This is a genomic window from Kitasatospora sp. NPDC094016 (genome assembly GCF_040304045.1).
GTDB lineage: Bacteria > Actinomycetota > Actinomycetes > Streptomycetales > Streptomycetaceae > Kitasatospora.
In genome coordinates this window covers 230479-251605 of record NZ_JBEOUK010000006.1, presented here as the reverse complement: position 1 = coordinate 251605, position 21127 = coordinate 230479, and the positions used below count along the sequence as shown (strand labels likewise).

Annotated in this window: 22 protein-coding genes; 16 read left to right on the top strand and 6 right to left on the bottom strand. The window is 73.1% G+C overall.

From position 1 onward, the window contains the following. Window positions 1-94 precede the first annotated feature (94 nt). Window positions 95-337, top strand: coding sequence for a chaplin (locus ABT015_RS09090; protein ID WP_402448402.1), 243 nt, complete (start codon window positions 95-97; stop codon window positions 335-337). A gap of 349 nt (window positions 338-686) precedes the next feature. Then, window positions 687-1526 (top strand): chaplin, encoded by an 840-nt coding sequence (locus tag ABT015_RS09085; protein ID WP_350878019.1) that lies wholly within the window; start codon window positions 687-689, stop codon window positions 1524-1526. Between the two features lie 331 nt (window positions 1527-1857). Here ABT015_RS09085 and ABT015_RS09080 read toward each other — a convergent pair whose 3' ends face one another. Then, on the bottom strand, window positions 1858-2067 hold the full coding sequence (locus ABT015_RS09080; protein ID WP_033350848.1) for a DUF5703 family protein: 210 nt from the start codon (window positions 2065-2067) through the stop codon (window positions 1858-1860). A gap of 366 nt (window positions 2068-2433) precedes the next feature. On the opposite strand from ABT015_RS09080, the gene ABT015_RS09075 reads away from it, so the two are divergent. Then, the gene (locus tag ABT015_RS09075; RefSeq protein WP_350878018.1) at window positions 2434-3039 is read left to right on the top strand and encodes a hypothetical protein; all 606 of its coding nucleotides are present in this window, start codon (window positions 2434-2436) and stop codon (window positions 3037-3039) included. Between the two features lie 71 nt (window positions 3040-3110). Here ABT015_RS09075 and ABT015_RS09070 read toward each other — a convergent pair whose 3' ends face one another. Together ABT015_RS09070 and ABT015_RS09065 are read right to left on the bottom strand one after the other, a co-directional pair. After that, window positions 3111-5273 (bottom strand): helix-hairpin-helix domain-containing protein, encoded by a 2163-nt coding sequence (locus ABT015_RS09070; protein ID WP_350878017.1) that lies wholly within the window; start codon window positions 5271-5273, stop codon window positions 3111-3113. A 49-nt stretch (window positions 5274-5322) separates the two neighbouring features. After that, a complete protein-coding gene (locus tag ABT015_RS09065; protein ID WP_350878016.1) occupies window positions 5323-6303 on the bottom strand; it encodes an aldo/keto reductase in 981 nt (326 codons plus the stop codon). Between the two features lie 251 nt (window positions 6304-6554). Here ABT015_RS09065 and ABT015_RS09060 point away from each other — a divergent pair, with 251 nt between their 5' ends. The 7 genes from ABT015_RS09060 (at window position 6555) to ABT015_RS09030 (ending at window position 11302) form a co-directional block, all read left to right on the top strand. Beyond that, entirely contained in the window at window positions 6555-7601 is a 1047-nt protein-coding gene (locus ABT015_RS09060; RefSeq protein WP_350878015.1) for an LLM class F420-dependent oxidoreductase, read from the top strand. 505 nt (window positions 7602-8106) lie between these two features. Further along, window positions 8107-8631, top strand: a complete 525-nt coding sequence (locus ABT015_RS09055) for a DUF6879 family protein (RefSeq protein WP_350878014.1) — start codon at window positions 8107-8109, stop codon at window positions 8629-8631. A 19-nt stretch (window positions 8632-8650) separates the two neighbouring features. Beyond that, window positions 8651-9499 carry a helix-turn-helix domain-containing protein gene (locus tag ABT015_RS09050; RefSeq protein WP_350878013.1) on the top strand — a complete coding sequence of 283 codons (849 nt, stop codon included), beginning with the start codon at window positions 8651-8653 and terminating at the stop codon, window positions 9497-9499. A 99-nt stretch (window positions 9500-9598) separates the two neighbouring features. Continuing rightward, window positions 9599-9931 carry a hypothetical protein gene (locus tag ABT015_RS09045; RefSeq protein WP_350878012.1) on the top strand — a complete coding sequence of 111 codons (333 nt, stop codon included), beginning with the start codon at window positions 9599-9601 and terminating at the stop codon, window positions 9929-9931. Then, window positions 9928-10077: a hypothetical protein gene (locus ABT015_RS09040; protein ID WP_350878011.1), complete on the top strand. Its 150-nt coding sequence runs from the start codon at window positions 9928-9930 to the stop codon at window positions 10075-10077. Before ABT015_RS09045 ends, ABT015_RS09040 begins: the two co-directional genes overlap by 4 nt. After that, window positions 10074-10307: a hypothetical protein gene (locus ABT015_RS09035; protein ID WP_350878010.1), complete on the top strand. Its 234-nt coding sequence runs from the start codon at window positions 10074-10076 to the stop codon at window positions 10305-10307. The genes ABT015_RS09040 and ABT015_RS09035 overlap by 4 nt, the downstream gene beginning before the upstream one ends. Window positions 10308-10741: 434 nt before the next feature. Further along, window positions 10742-11302: a hypothetical protein gene (locus tag ABT015_RS09030; RefSeq protein ID WP_350878009.1), complete on the top strand. Its 561-nt coding sequence runs from the start codon at window positions 10742-10744 to the stop codon at window positions 11300-11302. Window positions 11303-11447: 145 nt separating this feature from the next. On the opposite strand, the gene ABT015_RS09025 is transcribed toward ABT015_RS09030, so the two are convergent. Then, window positions 11448-12431: a magnesium and cobalt transport protein CorA gene (locus ABT015_RS09025; protein WP_350878008.1), complete on the bottom strand. Its 984-nt coding sequence runs from the start codon at window positions 12429-12431 to the stop codon at window positions 11448-11450. 235 nt (window positions 12432-12666) lie between these two features. Between ABT015_RS09025 and ABT015_RS09020 the strand changes: the two genes are divergently transcribed. From ABT015_RS09020 to mshC, 6 genes are all read left to right on the top strand, one after another. After that, the gene (locus ABT015_RS09020; protein ID WP_350878007.1) at window positions 12667-13359 is read left to right on the top strand and encodes a histidine phosphatase family protein; all 693 of its coding nucleotides are present in this window, start codon (window positions 12667-12669) and stop codon (window positions 13357-13359) included. Between the two features lie 317 nt (window positions 13360-13676). Continuing rightward, window positions 13677-14252 (top strand): DUF3090 domain-containing protein, encoded by a 576-nt coding sequence (locus ABT015_RS09015; protein ID WP_350878006.1) that lies wholly within the window; start codon window positions 13677-13679, stop codon window positions 14250-14252. A gap of 56 nt (window positions 14253-14308) precedes the next feature. Further along, on the top strand, window positions 14309-15094 hold the full coding sequence (locus ABT015_RS09010) for an SCO1664 family protein (protein WP_350878053.1): 786 nt from the start codon (window positions 14309-14311) through the stop codon (window positions 15092-15094). Window positions 15095-15162: 68 nt separating this feature from the next. Beyond that, window positions 15163-16092 (top strand): AraC family transcriptional regulator, encoded by a 930-nt coding sequence (locus tag ABT015_RS09005; protein ID WP_350878005.1) that lies wholly within the window; start codon window positions 15163-15165, stop codon window positions 16090-16092. Between the two features lie 65 nt (window positions 16093-16157). Continuing rightward, entirely contained in the window at window positions 16158-17075 is a 918-nt protein-coding gene (locus ABT015_RS09000) for a dioxygenase family protein (protein WP_502897277.1), read from the top strand. Window positions 17076-17315: 240 nt separating this feature from the next. Continuing rightward, on the top strand, window positions 17316-18545 hold the full coding sequence (gene mshC, locus ABT015_RS08995) for a cysteine--1-D-myo-inosityl 2-amino-2-deoxy-alpha-D-glucopyranoside ligase (protein WP_350878003.1): 1230 nt from the start codon (window positions 17316-17318) through the stop codon (window positions 18543-18545). Window positions 18546-18616: 71 nt separating this feature from the next. Here mshC and ABT015_RS08990 read toward each other — a convergent pair whose 3' ends face one another. Beyond that, window positions 18617-19567, bottom strand: coding sequence for a PAC2 family protein (locus ABT015_RS08990; RefSeq protein ID WP_350878002.1), 951 nt, complete (start codon window positions 19565-19567; stop codon window positions 18617-18619). 385 nt (window positions 19568-19952) lie between these two features. Next, entirely contained in the window at window positions 19953-21044 is a 1092-nt protein-coding gene (locus ABT015_RS08985; protein ID WP_350878001.1) for a hypothetical protein, read from the bottom strand. Window positions 21045-21127 lie beyond the last annotated feature (83 nt).

Genomic DNA, 21127 nt, shown 5'->3' with positions numbered 1-21127 from the left:
GAATGGCAAATCTGTTCCGTACCCCGTTTGCCACACCCTCGTTCATCCCTGTGCAACCCGCCGAACGGGTTGCGTTGTCCATACAGGAGGAATGATGAAGGTCAAGAAGATCGCCGCTGTTGCCGCCGCCACCGGTGGCCTGGTGATCGCCGCCGCCGGTGTCGCGTCCGCTCACGGCGGTGCCGGCGCGGAGGGTGTGGCCGCCGGCTCCCCGGGTGTCGTCGCCGGCAACCAGGTGCAGATCCCGGTGCACGTCCCGGTCAACCTGTGCGGCAACACCGTCAGCGTGATCGGTGTGCTGAACCCGGCGTTCGGCAACCACTGCGCCAACTTCTGAGTCACGCTCCGAGCTGCTGAGGCTCGTTGAGCCGACTCATTCGGCCCCCGGGCGGCGGACGCGCCGCCCGGGGGCCGCTTGCATGCGGAGCGCGGGGAACCGGGTGCGGGGAGCTGGGTGTGGAGAGGTAAACAAGGGGGCAATCGCTCGATCGGGTGAAGTTGGTTCGTTCGGCTCAACTTCCCCGCCGTTCTCTCGTTAACTCCTGTGCAGTCGAAGACCTTTCCGGATATCCGCATATGCGGAAATTCCGACTTTCGGACGGTATTTACGTCAAGGTCGTCACGTCGTTCTCGATACGTCAGGGGAAAAGATGAGGAATGTAGCCAAGAAGGGGATCCTCACGGTCGTGGCCACCGGCAGTGTCCTGGCCTCGACCGCCGGCTACGCCTACGCGGGCGCCGAGGCCCAGGGAGGTGCCGCCGGATCGGCGGGTGTCGCCTCCGGGAACTCGGTGCAGGTGCCGGTCGAGGTGCCGATCAACGCCTGCGGCAACACCGTCGACGTGATCGGCGTGCTGAACCCGTCCTACGGGAACCACTGCGCCAACGTCAGCGGCCACCCCGAGGCCGCCAAGCCGGGCGGATCCCACGCGGGCTCCGGCGCCCACACCGGTTCGGGCTCCCACGCCGGCCCGGGGGCCAGTGGCGGCTCCGGCCAGGGCTCCTCCGTCTCGGGCACGTCCGCCTCCGGCGTCGCCGCCAACTCGCCCGGCGTGGTCTCCGGCAACAGCATCCAGGCCCCCGTGCACGTCCCGGTCAACGCCTGCGGCAACTCCGTCGACGTGGTCGGTGTCGGGAACCCGGCCTTCGGCAACGACTGCGCCAACGTCGCGCAGCCCGCCCCGACCCCGAAGCCGGCGGACGACTGCCCCGAGAAGCACAGCCCGTCCGTCCCGCCGCAGGCCGGCGGGGAGACTCCGGGCTACCCGCGCAACGGCGGCCCGTCCACCACCCCCGAGGCCGGCGCACACTCGGCCCCCGCCGTCGCCCCGGCCGCGAGCGGCCAGGTCGCCCAGGTCGCGGCCCGCACCGCAGCCCCGGCCGTCGCCTCCGCGCCGAGCGGCGCCGCCGGCAGCCAGCTGGCCTCCACCGGCGCCGGTGACGTCGAACTGCTCGGCGCCGCCGGCCTCGCCCTGCTGCTCGGTGGCGGCGTGCTCTACCGCCGCGCCCGCGCCGGCGCCCGCTGAGCCACCGGCAGGCCACACTCCGGCAGCGCCGCACCCCCCGCGGCGCTGCCGGAGTACGACGCCGGAGTGTGACGCGCCCGCGGCCGCCTGGAGGTACGGGCGGTCGCGGGCGAGCGGAGGCCCGGCGTGAAAGCCCGCATCAAGGCCTGACGTGACGTGAAGCCCCGGCCCGAAAGCCCTGCGTGAGATCGCCACCGCGACGGCGTTCCCGGGCCCGAAGTTCCCCGATCCGGAGCCCCCGACCCGGCCGCCGCCCGTCTGGATCTTCCCCGCCCAGGCGCCCCGCCCGTCCATCCCCCCGGCGGCGGGTGGGCTCAGGCATGCTCGCCCGTCACCAGCTCCGGACCTGCCGGATGATCCGCCGCTTCAGCCGGACCGTCCGGCTCCCGTCGGGGAACAGCCTCAGCCGGTCGAGCTCCCAGTGCCCGTACTCGGCGTGCTCGGTGAGCAGTTGGCGTGCCGCATTGCGCGTGGTGCCGCGCGGCATGCGCAGCGACTGGTACTCGTACTCCGGTTGCCGGACCGGCTTCGGTGGGGTCAAAACGCTCCTCCTGAGGATCACCTGCACGCAAGCCTACGACCTGCCTCGGACAGTCGGCCCGGGTATTTCCGGACGTCCTCCCGGCCGTCCGTCCGACCCGGCGGGACGCCCCGGACCGGCCGGGGCTCGCCGGCCCGTCTGACAGTGCATCAGTTCCGTTGTTCCTCCGGACGGGATACCCCGATCCCGGCGCGCGAAGCGGCACCCGATCGGCCCCGCGCGGCCCGGTCGCACGCCCTTCGCGCCGGGCATGCGCGGGGACAGAACCACGCGGATCGGACATCAGGGGGGAAGTTGCGGTGAAATCGCGGGTGTAGGTGACAACCGCTGTGCGTACCGACACCGCGGGGAGATAGCGTCTGCACCATGTCTGATGCCGCGCAGCCAACCATTGCCGAGGTACGCGCCGCCGCCGAGGCGGTCAAGGCCGCCATCGACCGTCATCTGGAAGCGGTGTCGAGCCCCAGCGCAGCGGATGATCCCGCTGTGACCGCCGCCTACGAGCAGCTCGCGACGGCGGCCATCGCCTACGACCAGATCCTCTACGAGGTCTACGACGAGGTCACCCCCTTCGAGATCCCCGGGGACGAGGGTCCCGGCGGCTACCACGGCCCCGAACAGCCGGAGGCGATCAGCGTGCTGATCCGCCGCGACTACCACGTCGCCGACCCCAAGCGGCTGCGCGCCCAGGCCGAGCGGCTCGACGAGTCGCTGACCCCCGGCGGGGGCGGCACCAGCGGGGTGAACGCGGCGATCGGTGTGCTGTTCGGCGAGTACGAGCCGGACGAGATCGCCGCCCGCAGCGAGGAGTTCGGCCTGGAGGAGGCGGACTCGACGCTCTGGGTCGCGGCGGCGGAGCCGACCGAGCCGGGGGAGTGGCTGCCGGAACCCTTCGAGCACGCCGACCCGCAGATGCTGATCTGCCGGTTCGACGTGAGCGAGGTCTACGACGACGAGGACCCCGACGACTGAACCGTTCGTCGCGCAGACACCCGGAGGGCGGGCCCCACCTGTAGGGGGCCCGCCCTCCGCGCGTTTCGTTCCTAGTACGCCGAGGCGGCGTTCTCGGCGAGGATCGCGCGCAGCCGGGTGGTGCGCGGCTGCGCCGGGCGCTCGGTGACGGCCTGGGCGAGCGCCGGGCCCGCCGCGTGCACCACGGACAGGTGCCGCTCGCCGCGGCCGAAGGCGGTGTAGACCCACTGCCGGGTGAGCGCCGGGCCGGCGTCCTCCGGGAGCACCACGACCGCGCCCGGCCAGCGGCGGCCGAGTGCCTGGTGGACGGTCAGCGCCCAGCCGTGCCGCAGCCGGCCGGCCTGGGCGGGCGGGACGGTCCGGCGCGAGCCGTCCGCGTACGCCAGGTGCAGGCCGGTGGCGTCGCCGTCCAGCACCCGGGCCGGGCGGGTGACGCCGGGGGCCGGGGAGTCGACCACCCGGTCGCCCGGGTCGAAGCCGCCGAACCGGCCGGGCCCCGGGTTGAGCCGGGCCTTCGCGGCGGCGTTCAGCGCCCGGGTGCCCGCCGGGCCGCCGTGTCCCGGGGTCAGCAGCACCACCTGCTCGGCGGGGATGCCGAGGGCGCGCGGGATGGAGTCGGTGAGCAGTTGGAGGGCGCGGTGGACGGCTTCGCCGCCGTCCTTCGCGGTCAGGATGACCACCTCCTTGTCCGGCGCCTCGACGGGCTGGAGCTCGCCGATGCCGACGCCGGAGACCAGCTCGCCGATCGGGCCGAAGTCAGGGGTGCGGGAGGCGACCGCCGGGCAGACCTTGGCGGCCAGCAGGTCGGCGAAGAACCGGCCGGGGCCGGCCGACCAGAGCTGGCCGGGGTCGCCGCTGAGCACCAGCCGGGTGCCGTCGGCGAGCGACTCCAGGACGGTGGCGGCCAGTTCGACGTCCAGCAGCGGGGCGTCGAGGACGACCAGGACGTCCAGGGCGAGCGTGCCGTCGGAGGCGCGGCCCGGCCCGGCGGCGCCGGAGAGCAGGTCGGCGAGGGTGATCACGGCGGCCGGGGTGTCGGTGAGCGCGGCGAAGGACTCCCGGCCCTGGTCGGTCCAGGTGGCGGCCCAGGTCCGCAGTCCGAGGCCGCCGGCGGCGGCCAGCAGCGCGGCGGGTTCGGCGCGGGCGGCCTCGCCGCCGGTGTGCAGCACCAGGGCGCTGTCGGCGACGGCCTGGATCAGGGCGGTCGCGGAGGAGGACGGCGCGACCTCGCCGGCAGCCGCCCACGCGGCCGGGCCGGGCGCGGCGGGGGCCTGCGGAGCGTCCTCCGCCGTGGGCTCCGCGGGGGCCGCGCTTGAGTCGGAGCCCGTCTCGGAACCGGAGGCCGTCTCGGAGTCGGCCGCGGACTCGGAGTCCTCCGCCGTCCCGGCGTCCTCTGCCGCGTCCTCGTCGCCCGGCTCCGGGTCCTCGCCCGGCACGAAGGTCGACATCAGCCGGACCAGTCCGTCCGCGAGGCTCTCCTCGGCCAGCGCGAGCCGTTCCAGGGCGAGCAGCGTCCGGGTCGGCGGCTCCTCGTCCTCGTCGCCGCCCGCCGCGTGCGCCTCGGGACCGGTCAGCTCCTCCTGGAACGGCATCGCGCGCCCGTCCAGGACGGCGGCCTGGATCGCCGCGGCCGAGTCCGGCAGCCCGTGCCGGTCGAGCCCGGCCGCGATCTCGGCGACCTCGACGGCGGAGTGGCCGCGCAGCGCCGCCTGCTCCAGCAGCCACGGCACCAGCGCCTGGGCGCGGCGCGGGTCGCCGGGGCCGGCGGCGGGGCCGAGCAGGCCGCGGGCGAAGCCGTCCGCGTGCTCGGGGCGGACGCCGGGCAGGGACAGCACGGCCCACGGGTCGGAGCGCAGCTGTTCGGCGGCGCCGTCGCCGAACTCGGCCACCGCGGCGGCGGCGAGATCGGCCGGGGCGCCCCCGGCGGCCAGCACCTCGGCGGTGTCCTTGAGCGCCTGCGCGCGCTGCTGGTCGGGCTGCGCGGAGGCCGAAGCCTTGGCGTCCTTGACGTCCATGGCGCCCTCGGGAGCCGCGGGCCGGCCCTCGCCCTCCGGCGGTGCGGCCTGCGGGCCGACGCTGCGGATCCGCTGCGCCAGCTCGGCGATCGCCGCCGCCTTCTCCGCCGGGCTCGCCGTCTCCACGGGGCTCGCCTTCTCCGTCGGACCGGCCGACTCCGCCGGGCTCACCGAGACTGCCGAGGTCTCCTCCGGAGCGCCGTTCTCCGTGTCACTCATCGTCCGCTCCAAGAGTCACTCCACTGCGTTTTCAGCTGGACGAGGGGGGCTACAGCTCGCTCCACCCCTGGTCCGGGTAGCGGTGCACCGGCGACGAGATGTCGTCCAGCGCACCACGGATCTCACCCGGAAGCGTAAGCGCCTCCACCGACAGCGCCGCCTGCAGCTGTGCCACCGTACGGGCCCCGACCAGCGCGCTCGCCACTCCGGGCCGGTCCCGGACCCAGGCGAGGGCGACCGCGAGTGGGCTGCTGGCGAGGCCGTCGGCGGCCGTGGCGACGGCGTCGACGATCCGCCGGGAGCGCTCCCCGAGGTACGGCTGGACGAACCCGGACAGGTACGGCGAGGCGCCGCGCGAGTCCTGCGGGACGCCGTGCCGGTACTTGCCGGTGAGCACCCCGCGCCCGAGCGGCGAGGAGGCGAGCAGCCCGACCCCGGCGTCCGCCGCGGCGGGGAGCGCCTCGCGCTCGATGCCGCGCTGGAGCAGCGAGTACTCCAGCTGGGCCCCGGCCAGCGGCGTGCGCCCGTGGTGGGCGCGCTGCCAGGTGGCGGCCTTGGCGAGCTGCCAGCCGCTGAAGTCGCAGACCCCGACGTACCGGGCGCGCCCGGAGGAGACGGCGATGTCGAGGGCGCTGAGCGTCTCCTCGACGGGCGTCATGGGGTCGAAGGAGTGGACCTGCCACAGGTCGACGTAGTCGGTGCCGAGCCGGCGCAGCGAGGCGTCGAGGGCGGCGAGGAGGTGGCCGCGGGAGCCGTCGAAGCGGCGGGCGGACTCCGGCACGCTGCCGGCCTTGGTGGCGATGACGAGTTCGGAGCGGGGGATGAGGCTGTCGGTGAGCCGGGAGATCAGGTACTCGGCGCCGCCGTCGGCGTACACGTCGGCGGTGTCGAGCAGGGTCCCGCCGGCGTCGACGAACTCCTTGAGCTGTTCGGCGGCCTCGTGTTCGTCGGTGTCGCGGCCCCAGGTCATGGTGCCGAGGCCGAGCCGGGAGACCTGGAGGCCGGTACGGCCGAGGTGACGTTTTTCCATCGGACGGGCCCTCCACTGGCCGGTGGCACCGGGCGCCCCGGTAGCCCTGAGAACGCGCAGGTGGGGAGAGCGCTCCCCACGTCGGCTGAGCGTAGCGGCCGGTGTCCGGGCAGGGGTGGCGACCCGCAGAACGATCACTGGGCCCGGGTGGCGGCGGGTGTGACCCAGACCACCACTACCGGTCAGTAGCATGACCGGCGAGTGCGCGGCTACCCTCGCCACCAACCCTCACCGACTGGAAGGTTCGGCACATGCGACTCGGAATCAACCTCGGCTACTGGGGTCTCGGCATGGACGCCGACAACATCGCCGTGGCCCAGGAGGCGGACCGGCTCGGCTACTCGGTGTGCTGGGCGGCCGAGGCGTACGGCTCGGACGCCGCGACGGTGCTGAGCTTCGTCGCCGCGAAGACCGAGCGGATTGACGTCGGTTCGGCCATCTTCCAGATCCCCGCCCGCACCCCGGCGATGACCGCGATGACCGCGGCGACCCTGGACACCCTGTCCGGCGGTCGCTTCCGGCTCGGCCTCGGCGTCTCCGGCCCGCAGGTCTCCGAGGGCTGGTACGGGGTGAAGTTCGACAAGCCGCTCGCCCGCACCCGCGAGTACGTGGAGATCATCCGCAAGGCGATGTCGCGCGAGCGGCTGGTCCACGAGGGCGCGAACTGGACGCTGCCGCTGCCCGGCGGCCCCGGCAAGCCGATCAAGCTCACCGTGCACCCGGTGCGCGAGCACATCCCGCTGTACATCGCCGCGATCGGCCCGAAGAACCTGGAGCAGACCGGCGAGATCGCCGACGGCTGGCTCGGCATCTTCTTCTCGCCCGAGCACGCCGCGCTCTCCCTCGACCCGCTGAAGGCCGGCCGCGCCAAGACCGGGCAGGGCCTGGACAGCTTCGACCTGTGCCCGACCGTCACCATCGCGGTCGGCGAGGACATCAAGGCCGGCGTCGACTCCCAGCGCTCCTACGCCGCGCTGTACATCGGCGGCATGGGCAGCAAGGAGAAGAACTTCTACAACCAGCTCGCCCGGCGGATGGGCTACGAGCAGGCCGCCGACGAGATCCAGGAGAAGTACCTGGCCAAGGACTACGCGGGCGCCGCGGCCGCCGTCCCGCACGACCTGATCGACGCCACCTCGCTGATCGGCGACACCGCCCGGATCGCCGACCGGATGCAGGCCTACGCCGACGCGGGCGTCACCACGCTCACCCTGGCCCCGTCCGGCTTCACCCTGGACGAGCGGATCCAGGCGCTGCGCACCGGCGTCGAGGCGCTGGAGCGCGCCGGCCTGGCCTGACGGCGGGCACCCCTGGGGGCCGGGTTCGCACACAGCGCCGCGCGAACCGCCCCGGCCCCTGGGGTCCATGGGCTCCGGCATCCTGCTGGTTCTTGAGACCGCCTCAACTCGTTTCGGGCTACGAGAAGTGTGCAGGCCCTTTCGTTGAAGTAGGCGACGAGGGGGTGAGTGCTGAAAGGGGCGCACCACGCGAGACGGCACCCTTGACGCCCATCACTACGACGGGTGATGGTCGTGCACGCCAGTGCAACTGACTCGACAGGGGCGGAGACCATGGAGCTAACGTTCATTGGTATTGATCCCAACACGGACACGGACGAGCGCCCTACCGTGTGGGTGGACGAGAAAGCGGAAGACCTGGTGTTCCAGTCGTACTTGGCTGACGCCGAGACCGTGGCGACCTGTGCTCAGACCCAGATCCCCGGCCACTCGTCCGGATGCCCCGAGGGTGAGGGCGTCTTCCGTGTCCCGTTCCGCATGGTGCCGATGATCCGAGAGGCTTGTGATGTCGCAGAGCGTGCCCACCGCCGCCGACTTGCTGAGGGCGGCGAAGACGTCAGCGGTACATCTTGGGCTGAGGGACAGCTACGGGATCACCCGCGAGTCGGAAGCGCTCAAGGCATGGCGTGAGACCGGCACCCGGAACGTGGACCCCGAGTCGGACCACTGGCGGTCGTGGGTGGAGCTGATCCAGGACGCGGTCAGCCGGGGCATGGTCGTCCGCCGTGCCCGGGTCGTCTCCGAGCCCGTCTCGGAGTACATCCGATATGAGCACGCTGGCACCTCGGTGATCGTGGGCGCTGGTGAGCAAGTCCGATGGATGCCCCACTGGTTGGCGTCTTCGCTGGCCCTGCCGGGCAACGACTTCTGGCTGTTCGACGGCCGGTTGGTGCGCTTCAACCATTTCACCGGTGAGGGCGCGTCGGCTACACCTGAGTACACCGAGGACCCTGCCATTGCAGAGCTGTGTGCCTCCGCGTTCGAAGCCGTCTGGGAGCGTGGCAGCCCGCACGCCGATTACGCGGTCTGAGAGGCCCTGAGCACCGCTGATGCCCGCTTCACCGCTCTCCAGTGACCAAGAGGCGCGGAAGGCCATTGCCGACCGCCTGGGAGTCATCCGCAGGGATGCGGAGCTGTCCGGCCTTGAACTTGCTCAGCGCTGCGGCTGGCACCCGTCCAAGTCCTCTCGGATCGAGAACGCCCGCACCATGCCCTCGGATGCCGATATCCGGGCATGGTGCGACGCGTGCGGAGTTCCTGAGCAGGCTGCCGACCTGATCGCTGCCTCTCGGTCGGCTGACTCGATGTACACCGAGTGGAGGCGCATCCACCGAACGGGGCTGCGGCAGACTCAGGAAGCGATCACCCCGCTGTTCGAGCGGACACGCCACATGCGCATCTACTGCTCCTCCGTGGTCCCCGGCCTGCTCCAGACGCCCGCCTACGCCACGGGGCTACTCGAAGCCATCACGGAGTTCCGGGGCATTCCCAACGACGTGCCCGAAGCCGTGGCGGCCCGTATGGCGCGGTCCAACGTGATCCGCGAGGGGAACCGCCGGTTCGCCTTGTTGGTCGAGGAAGGCGTATTGCATCACCTGCTTGCCGACGATGAGGGGATGGCCGGACAGCTCGGCTACCTGTTGACCGTGATGTCCCTCCCCAACGTCTCTCTCGGCGTGGTGCCGTTCAAGGGTCGCCGGAGGATGTGGCCCGTCGAGTCCTTCTCGATCTTCGATGACACGCGGGTGCAGGTAGAGCTGTTGTCCGCCCGCGTAGTTGTGACGGCCCCTGGCGAGATCAGTACGTACGCCAAGGCGTTTCAGGACATGTCCAAGATGGCTGTCTACGGGGCGCAGGCGCGGGCGCTGATCACTGAGGCCATTGCCGCTCTGGGGTGACAATCTGCAATGCCGTGCAATCGCGTAGCGGTTGGGCTCCGGCACTTCCTACCTTCGGGGTGCAGGAAGCCACACACGAGCAGGCGGGAGCGTCCGGACGTGGAAGATGCGGCAGAACTACAGGAGTTGGCGCAGGCCAACCGCGTCAAGGCGGAGCGTGCGGCCGACGCCGTCGAGCTGGCGGCGCGGCTGGCGGGCCTCCCGGACGTATCGGTGCTCCCGATGGCCAGTGAGCGGGGCGCGCTCGTACAAGTCCGGATGAACCTGCCGCAGGCCGAGGCGTTCGCCAAGCACGTGGCGGCCCACGCCTGGTGCTCCGGCTGTCTGCTGCGCGGGGAGCTGACGGGGCCGATGCAGGCCCAGCTCACCGAGCTGGGCCTGCCGGACCGGGCGGAGGTTCCGGAACACGTGCGGAAGCTGCTCGCGTCGTGAGCGGCGAAGAACCCGACGGGGCAAGCGAGACCGAGCAGGACGATGCCGACGCTCCGCCGCTGGAGCCCGCCGAGTCGGAGACGCTGACCCGGCTGCGGGAGCGAACGCACCTGATCAACTCCCTGCCGACCTGGATGCGCACGTGAGCCGCCCGGACCGGCCCCGCGTGGGCTCCTGGGACGCGCATCCCCAGCGTGATGCCTACCAGGTCACGGCCGCCGACCTGGGCAAGATCATGGCCGATGACCAGATGGCCGAGTACCGCGAAGCCGCCGAACAGGCCCGTGCCGGTCGCACGACCTTGGCGGAGGTCTGGGCCTACGTAGTGGCCGGGATGCTCTGCATGACCGCCTTGGGCTGGCTGCTGACCTGCTGAGACTCCCGTCCGTGCGCCGTTCCCCCGTGGCACACGGATGGGCCCGAGCTCCCGCCCCGACCGGTGGACCTGGACAGCTCGACCGGTCGGAGCGGGCTCCGCAACACCGATCGACCCGGGCGCCTTCCGGCGACCGGGCCCCAGCGCGAGGAGGCATCAGTATGCGCTACATCCCGCCCGAGCGGCCGCCGGAGTTGCCGCCCGGGCCCGACTACGCCGCCACCGTTCCCGCCGAGTAGGAGAGGTCAGCCATGCGCATCGAGATCATCGTGTCCAAGCACAAGGGCAACGAGAAGCCCCCGCCGAAGCACGCGGGCAAGCCCGCCCCGGAGCCGCAGCCCACCCCGCCGTCTCAGTAAAGACACCTGACACACTGGCAGGCCCCTCGCGCGTGCTGGCGAGGGGCCTGCCCTCACTTGCAAGGGAGAGCACCGATGGCCGATCGTCTCGTCATCTCGTACGAGTCGCGCCACTTCGCCGATGTCGACTGGTCGGCGAAGGCGGACCGTTGGCGGGCCAGTTTCTACGAGAACGGGGGCAAGGTCTTCGGCACTGCCGACATCACCCGCGTCATCCCCGGAGCCGCGTCGAATTCCCGGGAGGCCCTCGGGCAGGACCCCGGCCTTCTCGACCGCATCCCGCGTGTGATCTTCACCGAGGACGGCGGGCTGACCCCGGTGGTCGCCGAGCTGCGCCCCTCGCTGCTGCTCCTACTGGAGTCCGTCGAGGTGTCGGCCGAATGGAGGGGGAGAGGCGTCGGGATGCGCCTGACTGTCGAGGCGCTGCGCCGGTTCGCCGTACCCGGCGCGCTGGCCGTCTGCTATCCGGCCCCGATCCACGACCACGGGCCGGATGAGCCGTGCAGCTACGACTCCGATGACCCGGAGGTGCGGCGGCCGGACGAGGAGGCCATCACCAAACTCAGGCGGGCCTGGGAAGGGCACGGGTTCTCACTGCTCGGCGACGGGGTGTACGCCCGCCGGGTGGAACCATGAGCGGTTGGTCTACGCTCTAGCGGATAAACGAATCCGGCCCCGTCCGGCTTCACCCTGGACGAGCGGATCCAGGCGCTGCGCACCGGCGTCGAGGCGCTGGAGCGCGCCGGCCTCGCGTAGCCGCCGGGGGGGCCGTCGAGCGGCACTACAGCCAGTCGTGCCGCTTGAACACCCGGTGCAGCACTATGCAGACCGCGGCCATCAGCGACAGCACCGCCGGGTATCCCCAGGGCTGGTGCAGTTCGGGCATGTCCTCGAAGTTCATCCCGTAGACGCCCGCGATCATCGTCGGCACGGCGGCCAGCGCCGCCCAGGCCGAGATCTTCCGCATGTCGTTGTTCTGCTGCACGCTGACCTGCGCCAGGTTGGCGTTGAGGATGTCGGACAGCAGCCGGTCCATGCCCTCGACCTGGTCGGTCACCCGGGCCAGGTGGTCGGCGACGTCCCGCAGGTAGGGCAGGGTCTCCGGGCGGATGTACGGTTCGCCGCCGCGGGCCAGGCGCAGCGTCGGTTCCAGCAGCGGGCCGGTGGCGCGGCGGACGGTCATCACCTGGCGCTTGTAGCCGTAGATCCGGCCGGCGGTGTCGCGGCCGACCCGGCCGGGGGCGAAGACGTCCGCCTCCAGTTCGTCCAGGTCGGACTGGAGCCTGGTGGCGACCTCCATGTAGCCGTCGACGATGGTGTCGCAGACCGAGTGCAGCACCGAGCTGGGCCCGTAGCGCAGCAGTTCGGGCTGCTTCTCCAGCCGGGCCCGCAGGCCGGAGAGCGGGGTGTCGGCGCCGTGCCGGACGGTCATCACGAAGTCCGCGCCGAGGAAGACCATCACCTCGCCGATGGTCACCGCGTGGGCGCCGGGGTGGTAGCCGAGCGTCTTGAGGGCGACGAACAGGGAGCCCTGGTACGGCTCGATCTTGGGGCGCTGGTGGGCGCTGACGGCGTCCTCGACGGCCAGTGGGTGCAGGGCGAACTCCCTTCCGACGTGGTCGAGTTCCTCGGCGGTGGGCTCGAACAGGCCTATCCAGACGAAGCCGCCGGGCCCGGCGGCGCGGGCGGCGGCGAGCGCGCCGGCGAGGTCGTCGGGGGCCTCGATCCGGTGGCCGTCGTGGTAGCTGGCGCAGTGGACGATCATCGGGCCATTGTGGCCCGGGGCGGGGTGCCCGGGGCGGAGCCGGGCCAGGACGGCGTCGCGGGCCGGTGCCGGCGGCGGCTCAGGAGGTCCCGCACCTCACGCCCGCACCCCACGCCCGCACTCCGTGCCCGCACGCGATGCCCGTACCCCGCGCCCGCACTCCGTGCCCGCACGCGATGCCCGTACCCCGCACCGGCACTCCACGCCCGCGCCCGGAGGCCGTAGGCTGAGCCCCATGCCCACCCTGCTGCTCGTCCGCCACGGCCGCTCGACCGCGAACACCGCCGGAATCCTGGCCGGTTGGACGCCCGGCGTGGACCTCGACGACACCGGGCGCGCGCAGGCCGCCGCGCTGGCCGGCCGGCTCGCGGGGATCCCGCTGGTGCAGGCCGTCAGCAGCCCGCTGGAGCGCTGTCGGCAGACCCTGGAGCCGCTGCTGGCGGCCCGGCCCGAGCTGGGCCCGCCCGCCGAGGACGAGCGGCTGGGCGAGTGCCACTACGGCGAGTGGACCGGCCGGCCGCTGGCCGAGCTGGCCAAGGAACCGCTCTGGCGCACCGTGCAGGACCACGCGGCCGCCGCGGCCTTCCCCGGCGGGGAGTCGTTGCGCGAGCTGAGCCACCGGACGGTCGGCGCGGTCCGGGAGTGGAACGAGAAGATCGCCGCCGAGCACGGCGCGGACGCGGTCTGGCTCGCCTGCTCGCACGGGGACGTGATCAAGGCGGTGGTGGCCGACGCCCTCGGCCTGCACCTGGACCACTTCCAGCGGATCAGCGTCGAGCCCTGCTCGGTCACCGCGATCCGCTACACCCCGCAGCGCCCCTTCGTCCTGAGGATGGGCGACACCGGTGACCTCGGCTCGCTCGCGCCCAGGCCCGGCGCGGCCCCGGCCGCCCCGGCGGGCGACGCGGTGGTCGGCGGCACCACCTGAGACGGTCGCTCCGCCCGACCTGCCCGACCTGCCCGACCCGCCTGGTACGACCCCGGCCTGACCGGCGCCACCCGGCCCGGAGCCGCATCACGTGGCGGGAGAGCCGCCGCACCCCGCCCCGCAGCGGCCGGCGGCACCGCCTGAGCTGGCCGGTGCCACTGCGGCTCGGCTCCCCTGCGGAGGCCCGGAGGTCGTAGGGTGACTAACGAGCCCCGCCGCGTGGCGAGCCCGCGCCCGGGCCGTCGTACGGCAGCCCGAGCCATGACGTCCGAACGATCCCTGTGATCCCCACGACCGACACGATCCGGAGCGAGAGCGTGCCCCGTCAGGTCTTCTTCTACGACCAGCCCGAACGGTTCGTGGCCGGCACCGTCGGCCAGCCCGGCGCCCGGGCGTTCTACCTGCAAGCCAGCGCCCGGGGCCGGATCACCAGCGTCCTGCTGGAGAAGACCCAGGTGGCGGCGCTCGCCGAGCGGATCGACGAGGTCCTGGACGAGGCGCTGCGGCGCAGCGGCGGCGACGTCTCCATCCCGGCCGCCGCCCCGCAGGACCTGCTCGACACCGCGCCGCTGGACCTGCCGCTGGAGCAGGAGTTCCGGGTCGGCACCATGGCCCTAGCCTGGGACAGCGTGGACGGCTGCCTGGTGGTCGAGGCGCAGGCGCTGATCGAGGTGGAGGAGGACGAGGACGAGGACAGCGCCGCGGCGGTCTTCGAGGACGACGACAACGGTCCGGACATGCTGCGGGTGCGGCTGTCCGGCGCGATGGCCCGGGTGTTCGCCAAGCGGGCGCTGGACCTGGTCTCGGCCGGCCGCAAGCCCTGCCCGTTCTGCAACCTGCCGCTCGACCCGGAGGGCCACCTGTGCCCGCGCGCGAACGGCTACCGGCGCTGAACACCGAGACCCCGCCCCAGGCGGACCCGGCGGCCGCCGCCGCCCTCGCCGCCGACGTGCCCACCGCGCTGGAGCTGCTGCGCGAGGGCGAGTTGACGGTGCACGGGCGCCTCACCGAGGCGTCCAACGCCGCGCTGTACTGCACCGCCACGCACGGTTCGCTGAGCGCGCAGGTCGTCTACAAGCCGGTCGCCGGGGAGCGCCCGCTGTGGGACTTCCCGGACGGCACGCTGGCCGGGCGCGAGGTCGCCGCGTACGAGGTGTCCGCCGCGACCGGGTGGGCGCTGGTGCCGCCGACCGTGCTGCGCGACGGGCCGCACGGGCCCGGCATGGTGCAGCTGTGGGTCGAGCCGGATCCGCAGGCCGAGCCGCTGCTGGCCCTCCAGGACCCGCGCGGCCCGGAGCACGGCTGGCTGCCGATCGTGCGGGCCGAGGTCGGCGGGGGACGCACCGCGCTGCTGGTGCACCACGACGACCAGCGGCTGCGCCGGCTCGCCGTGCTGGACGCGGTGCTCAACAACGCCGACCGCAAGGGCGGCCACCTGATCCCGGCCGCCGACGGCCGGGTCTACGGCATCGACCACGGCGTCACCTTCAACACCGAGGGCAAGCTGCGCACCCTGCTCTGGGGCTGGGCCGGCGAGCCGCTGCCCGCCGAGGCGCTGGAGGTGCTGACCCGGCTCGCCGAGCGGCTGGACGGCGAGCTGGCCGCGCGCCTCGCCCCGCACCTGACCGCCGCCGAACTGGAGGCGACCCGCGCCCGGGTGGCCGGGCTGCGCCGCACCGGCCGGCACCCGCTGCCCTCCGAGGACTGGCCCTCGATCCCCTGGCCGCCGGTCTAGGGGTACGGATCGGCTCGGGCCGAGCTGATGGTCTGGACCTGTCCGCGAACCGGCAGCACACTGCTCCGATGGACGCGTTACGGACCACCCCCACCCCCCGCACCACGCCGGACCTGCCGCTGCACCGGCTACAGGTCCCGCTGCCGCACCTGCTCCCGTTCGCCATCGGGAGCTTCGACACGATCGGCCCGCTGTCCCGGGCGGGCTTCCCGCACCGGCACTCGTTCTACGAGATCGTCCACGTCACCGGCGGCCGCGGCGCCCACGTCCTGGACCTGGTCCACCGGCCGCTGGCGCCACCGCAGTTGTGCGTGATCACACCCGGCCAGGTGCACTACTGGTCGGACGCGGACGAACTCACCGGCCAGGTCGTCCTGTTCAACGAGGACTTCCTGCTCCGGAACCCGCAGGACCTCGCCGCGCTGCGCACCCTGGCCACCCGCCCCGCGCTCGGGCTCGGCGAACAGGCCGGGCCGATCGGCGCGTTGCTCGCCGACATGGAACACGAGTACTGCTCCAGGCAGCCCGGCTACCAGGGCGTGCTGCGGGCCAGCCTGCACATCCTGATCGTCCGGGCGCTGCGCGCCGGCCGGCCGGGGGAGCGGCCGGCGCCGCCCGGCCGACCGACCGAAGTGGCCTCCGCCTTCACCCGGTTGATCGCCGGCCCGGGCGGGGTGCGGTACTCGGTGGCGTCCAGTGCGCAGGAACTCGGCGTCTCGCCGGGCCACTTGCAGACCCTGGTCAAGCAGGCGACCGGTCGCACCCCGGGCGGGCTGATCCGGCGGCAGCAGACCCTGGAGGCCAAACGGCTGCTGGCCTGCACGGATTTGACGATTCGTCAGGTCTCGAAGGAGGCGGGCTTCGCCGATCCGGCCTACTTCTGCCGCTTCTTCCGGCGGGAGACCGGGATGACGCCGGGGGAGTTCCGGGCCCGGGTCGACGGAAATCACCACGATCCCCGGATCGCGTCCATCGCGGCGGCCCCGGACTGCCCGTAACTTTGCAGGTGGCCACCGGTGGCCGGTCCGGCGCGCGCGGACGGGCGGCCGGTTCGGCCCTTGTCATGCCCCCACCATGGCAAGGGCCGTCCCCCACATCCACCCCACCCCCCACCCGAAGGAGAGGGCGCATGCCCACGCCCGACGGCATGATCAGCCGCAAGACCGTCCTGAAGGCCGCCGCCGCGCTCGGCGCCGCGCCGCTGCTGGTCGGCGGCGGCGTCGCGCTGGCCCGCGAGCAGGCCGGCACCGGCCGGCCCCCCGGCCTCACCCCCGAGTGCCACGACGGCGACGACCCCACCATCGAGCAGACCGAGGGCCCCTACTTCAAGCCCAACTCCCCACTGCGCAGCTCCATGGTCAACGACGGCCCCGGCACCCGGCTGACCGTCAGCGGCTACGTCTTCGGCCGCGCCTGCCGACCGATCTCCGGCGTCCTGCTGGACTTCTGGCAGGCCGACGACAACGGCGCCTACGACAACACCGGGTTCACCTTCCGCGGCCACCAGTTCACCGACGCGAACGGCGCCTTCAAGCTGGACACGATCGTCCCCGGCCTCTACCCGGGCCGCACCCGGCACCTCCACGTCAAGCTCCAGGCGCCCGGCCGCCCGGTGCTGACCACCCAGCTCTACTTCCCCGGCGAGCCGCGCAACAGCACGGACACCATCTACGACGCCCGGCTGCTGATGAACGTCCGCCAGAACGGCCCGGGCCGTGAGGGCAGTTACGACTTCGTCCTGGACGTGCCGCAGACCCCGGGCACACCGAGCCCGACCCCCACCGCCACGCCGACCGGAACCCCCACCGGAACGCCCACCGGAACGCCCACGCCGCCGAGCGGCAGCTGGAAGCCGGGGGCCTCGTACAACGCGGGCGACCGCGTCACCTACTCCGGCGCCTCCTACCTCTGCCTCCAGGCGCACACCGCCATGGTGGGCTGGGAGCCGCCGAACGTGCCGGCCCTCTGGCAGCGGTCGTAGCGGCTCCGGCCGCGTCCCCCGGGGTGCCGGGCGCCCGGTCGGCGGCAGGGTCGACCGGGCGCTCAACCGTGTCCGAAAGCCTGCCCGAAGCCTGCCGCACGTCTGCCGGAAACAACGCCGGTCCCGTCAAGGTCCGTTCCTTATCAGTCGGGAAGCGGTCCGGCAATGACAGGAAGCGAATCCAGTCGATCTTGTGTACTGGTTAGGCTTTCAAATGTTCTCAAGGTTAAAGTCGGTTCCATGCATGCCTGGCCCGCCTCCGAGGTTCCCGCCCTGCCTGGTCAGGGGCTCCCCCTCCGTATCTTCGACACCGCAGCGGGCACGGTCCGCGAGGTCGTGCCGCAGGACGGCACCGCCCGGATCTACGTCTGCGGCATCACCCCCTACGACGCGACCCACATGGGCCACGCCGCCACCTACAACGCCTTCGACCTGGTGCAGCGCGTGTGGAAGGACGCCGGTCACGACGTCCTGTACGTCCAGAACGTCACCGACGTGGACGACCCGCTGCTGGCCCGGGCGGTCGAGACCGGTCAGGACTGGGTGGCCCTCGCCGAGCGCGAGACGGCCCTGTTCCGCGAGGACATGACCGCCCTGCGGCTGCTCCCGCCGGCCCACTACATCGGCGCCGTCGAGTCGATCCCGTGGATCGTCCCGCTGGTCCAGAAGCTGCTCGCCAGCGGCGCCGCCTACCAGGTGGACGGCGACATCTACTTCTCGGTCGAGTCCGACCCCCGCTTCGGCCAGGTCTCCGGCCTCGACCAGGAGGCCATGCGCCCGGTCTTCGCCGAGCGCGGCGGAGACCCGGACCGCCCGGGCAAGCGCCACCCGCTGGACGCCCTGCTCTGGCTCGCCGCCCGCCCGGGCGAGCCCGCCTGGGAGACCGAACTCGGCCACGGCCGCCCCGGCTGGCACATCGAGTGCGTCGCCATCGCACTGCAGTACCTCGGCATGTCCTTCGACATCCAGGGCGGCGGCAGCGACCTCTCCTTCCCGCACCACGAGATGGGCGCCTCGCACGCCCAGGTCGCCACCGGCGCCCACCCGTACGCCAAGGCGTACGTGCACGCCGGCATGGTCGGCCTGGACGGCCACAAGATGTCCAAGTCCCGCGGCAACCTGGTCTTCGTCTCGGCGCTGCGCCGCGAGGGCGTCGACCCGGCGGCGATCCGCCTGGCGCTGCTCTCGCACCACTACCGCGAGGACTGGGAGTGGACCAAGGCGACCCTGGACGAGGCCGTCGAGCGCCTCGCCCGCTGGCGGGCCGCGGTCTCCCGGCCGGACGGCCCGGCCGCCGAGCAGCTGCTCGACGAGGTCCGTACGGCGCTCGCGGACGACCTGGACGCGCCCGCCGCGCTGGCCGCCGTCGACCGCTGGGCCGAGCGGCAGGAGGCCGGGGGCGGCACCGACATGGGTGCGCCGGGCCTGGTCAGCCGCACCGTGGACGCCCTGCTCGGCGTCGCGCTCTAGGGCTCACCCCCCAACACGCCGAAGGGGCGTCAGCACACCTGACGCCCCTTCGGCGTTGTCCGGGGCGGCGGCTACTCCTCGTCGCCGTCCTGGCTCTCCCGGGCCGCGCCCGGGGACTCCGGCTCGGCCGGCCGCTCCGCCGTGGCGTGCCCGGCGACCGGCTTCTCGCCGGTCGGTCCGACGTTCTCCCGGCGGCGCAGGTAGCGCTCGAACTCGCGGGCGATCGCATCGCCGGAGGCCTCCGGCAGCTCCGCGGTGTCCTGCGCCTCCTCCAACTGCTGGACGTACTCGGCCACCTCGCTGTCCTCGGCGGCCAGCTGGTCCACGCCCAGCTGCCAGGCCCGGGCGTCCTCGCCGAGCTCGCCCGGCGGGATGCGCAGGTCCAGCAGGTCCTCCAGCTTGTTGACCAGGGCCAGTGTCGCCTTGGGGTTCGGCGGCTGCGCGACGTAGTGCGGCACGGCCGCCCAGAGCGTCACGGCCGGGACCCCGGCGTGCGTGCAGGCCTCCTGGAGCACCCCGACGATGCCGGTCGGGCCCTCGTAGCGGCTCTCCTCCAGGTCCAGCCGGCGGGCCAACTCCGGGTCGGAGGTGACCCCGCTGACCGGCACCGGGCGGCTGTGCGGGGTGTCGCCGAGCAGCGCGCCCAGGATCACCACCAGCTCGATGCCGAGCTCGTGCGCGAAGCCGAGCAGCTCGTTGCAGAACGAGCGCCAGCGCATGCTCGGCTCGATGCCGCGCACCAGGACGACGTCCCGGGTGGTCGGCTCGGTCACCCGGATCACCGAGAGCCTGGTGGTCGGCCAGGTGATCCGGCGGATGCCGCCGTCCAGCCAGACCGTGGGCCGGTTGACCTGGAAGTCGTAGTAGTCCTCCGCGTCCAGGGCGGCGATCACCTTGCCGCCCCAGGTGTCGTCCAGATGTGCCAGGGCCGCGGAGGCGGCGTCGCCCGCGTCGTTCCAGCCCTCGAAAGCGCAGACCATCACCGGGTCGATCAACTCGGGAACATCTTCCAGCTCGATCACCCAGCGTCTCCCTCCGGTCGGCGGTCGAACCCGCGCCGCCTCGGCTGGCCTGCCGGGGCGCCGACCGGTCGGCTGCCGACTGTCGAACCTCTCGTCACCCATGGAACGCCTCGCCCCATGGTCCCTACCTGCCCAGCCTACGGGCTTTGATGCGCACCGCGGCCGGGCACCGGGACAGTCTGGGGGAGCGTGCCGCCCCGATCCAGCGGATATCCGGACCGCCTCGGCTGACGGGGCGTCAGATGGCCCGGGGCGGGCGCGGACGGTGTCCGAACGGCGACGCGGCGCGACGACGCACCCTTCCCGCGCACACCCTTCCCGCACGCACCGCTCCCGCATACGCCGTTCCCGCGCGCACCGTTCCCGCACGCACCGCCGGAACGCCTCAGGCGTCGACCCACCCGCGCCGGTACGCCGCCCAGTGCTCCGGGGTGGCGGCGAAGTCCACGTACAGCGCGACGCCGAAGTTCCGCCGCCCCGGGTCCTGGCGGCCCAGGCCCAGCCGGACGCCCCGGACGGCGGCCGGCACGGTCTCGGCGTCACCCCGATGGCCGTGCCGGTCGTCCCAGAAGAACGGCAGGCCGATCAGCAGGTCCACCCCGGCCGGGGTGGCCTCCAGCGCCAGTTCGGTCTGCAGGGCGACGTAGCCGCCGTACAGCGGCTCGGTCGGCATGCTGGTGTCGTACGCCATCACGGCGACCTGGTCGACCCGGCGGGCGGTCTCGGTGAAGTACGCCTGGTCCCACCACTTGCCGTGGTCGGTGAGCAGGATCCCGGCGGTGTGCAGGCCGGGCACCGGGTCGAGCTGCGGGGCCGCCACCGAGAGCGCGGCGCCGCGCTCGGCCGTGACCGGGCGGACCTGGTCGAGCAGGGCCAGCCAGCCCGCGCTGCCGGGCCGGATCGGTTCCATGTCGAAGTGCACGCCGTCGAAGCCGAGGTCCAGGACCTGCCGGGCGGAGGCGGTGACCCGGTCCCGGGTGGGGGCGTCCTCCAGGTCCAGGGCGTCCTTCTCCGGCTTGACCTCGTCGCCCAGCCAGCTCTGCACCCGGACGTCCGGCAGCGCCCGGTGCACCGCGTCGGTGAACCAGCGGCCCCGGGGGTGGACGGCGGGCGGCAGCGAGCCGTCGTGTTCCAGCGGGCCGGTGTGCACGTACAGGTCGCGGATGCCGGTGCCGGCCAGCTGCCGCACCAGCGCGGCGACGTCGGCCTCGCTCTTGCGGCCGTCCACCCAGGCGTGGCCGAGCCAGAGCGCGTCCCGGCCGCGGGTGCGGGCCTCGGCGGACGGGTCGCCGGTGTAGTGCAAGCGGATCGCGACGAAGGCCGAGCCGAGCGCGGCCACCGGCACGGCCGCGGCGAGGCCCAGTACCAGCAGCGCCCGGCGCCACCGGGACCAGCTCCGCCAGCGCTTGCGCAACGCCCGGAACGGGGCCGCCAGGGCCCCTGCGACGCGTCGCGCGACGGTCGGGAATCGGCCCACGCGGTTGCTCCCCCCTTGCGGTCGAACGCTCAGGATACGGAATGCGACCGCAGGCCGGGGCGCGGGCCGGATACCCTGGCCAC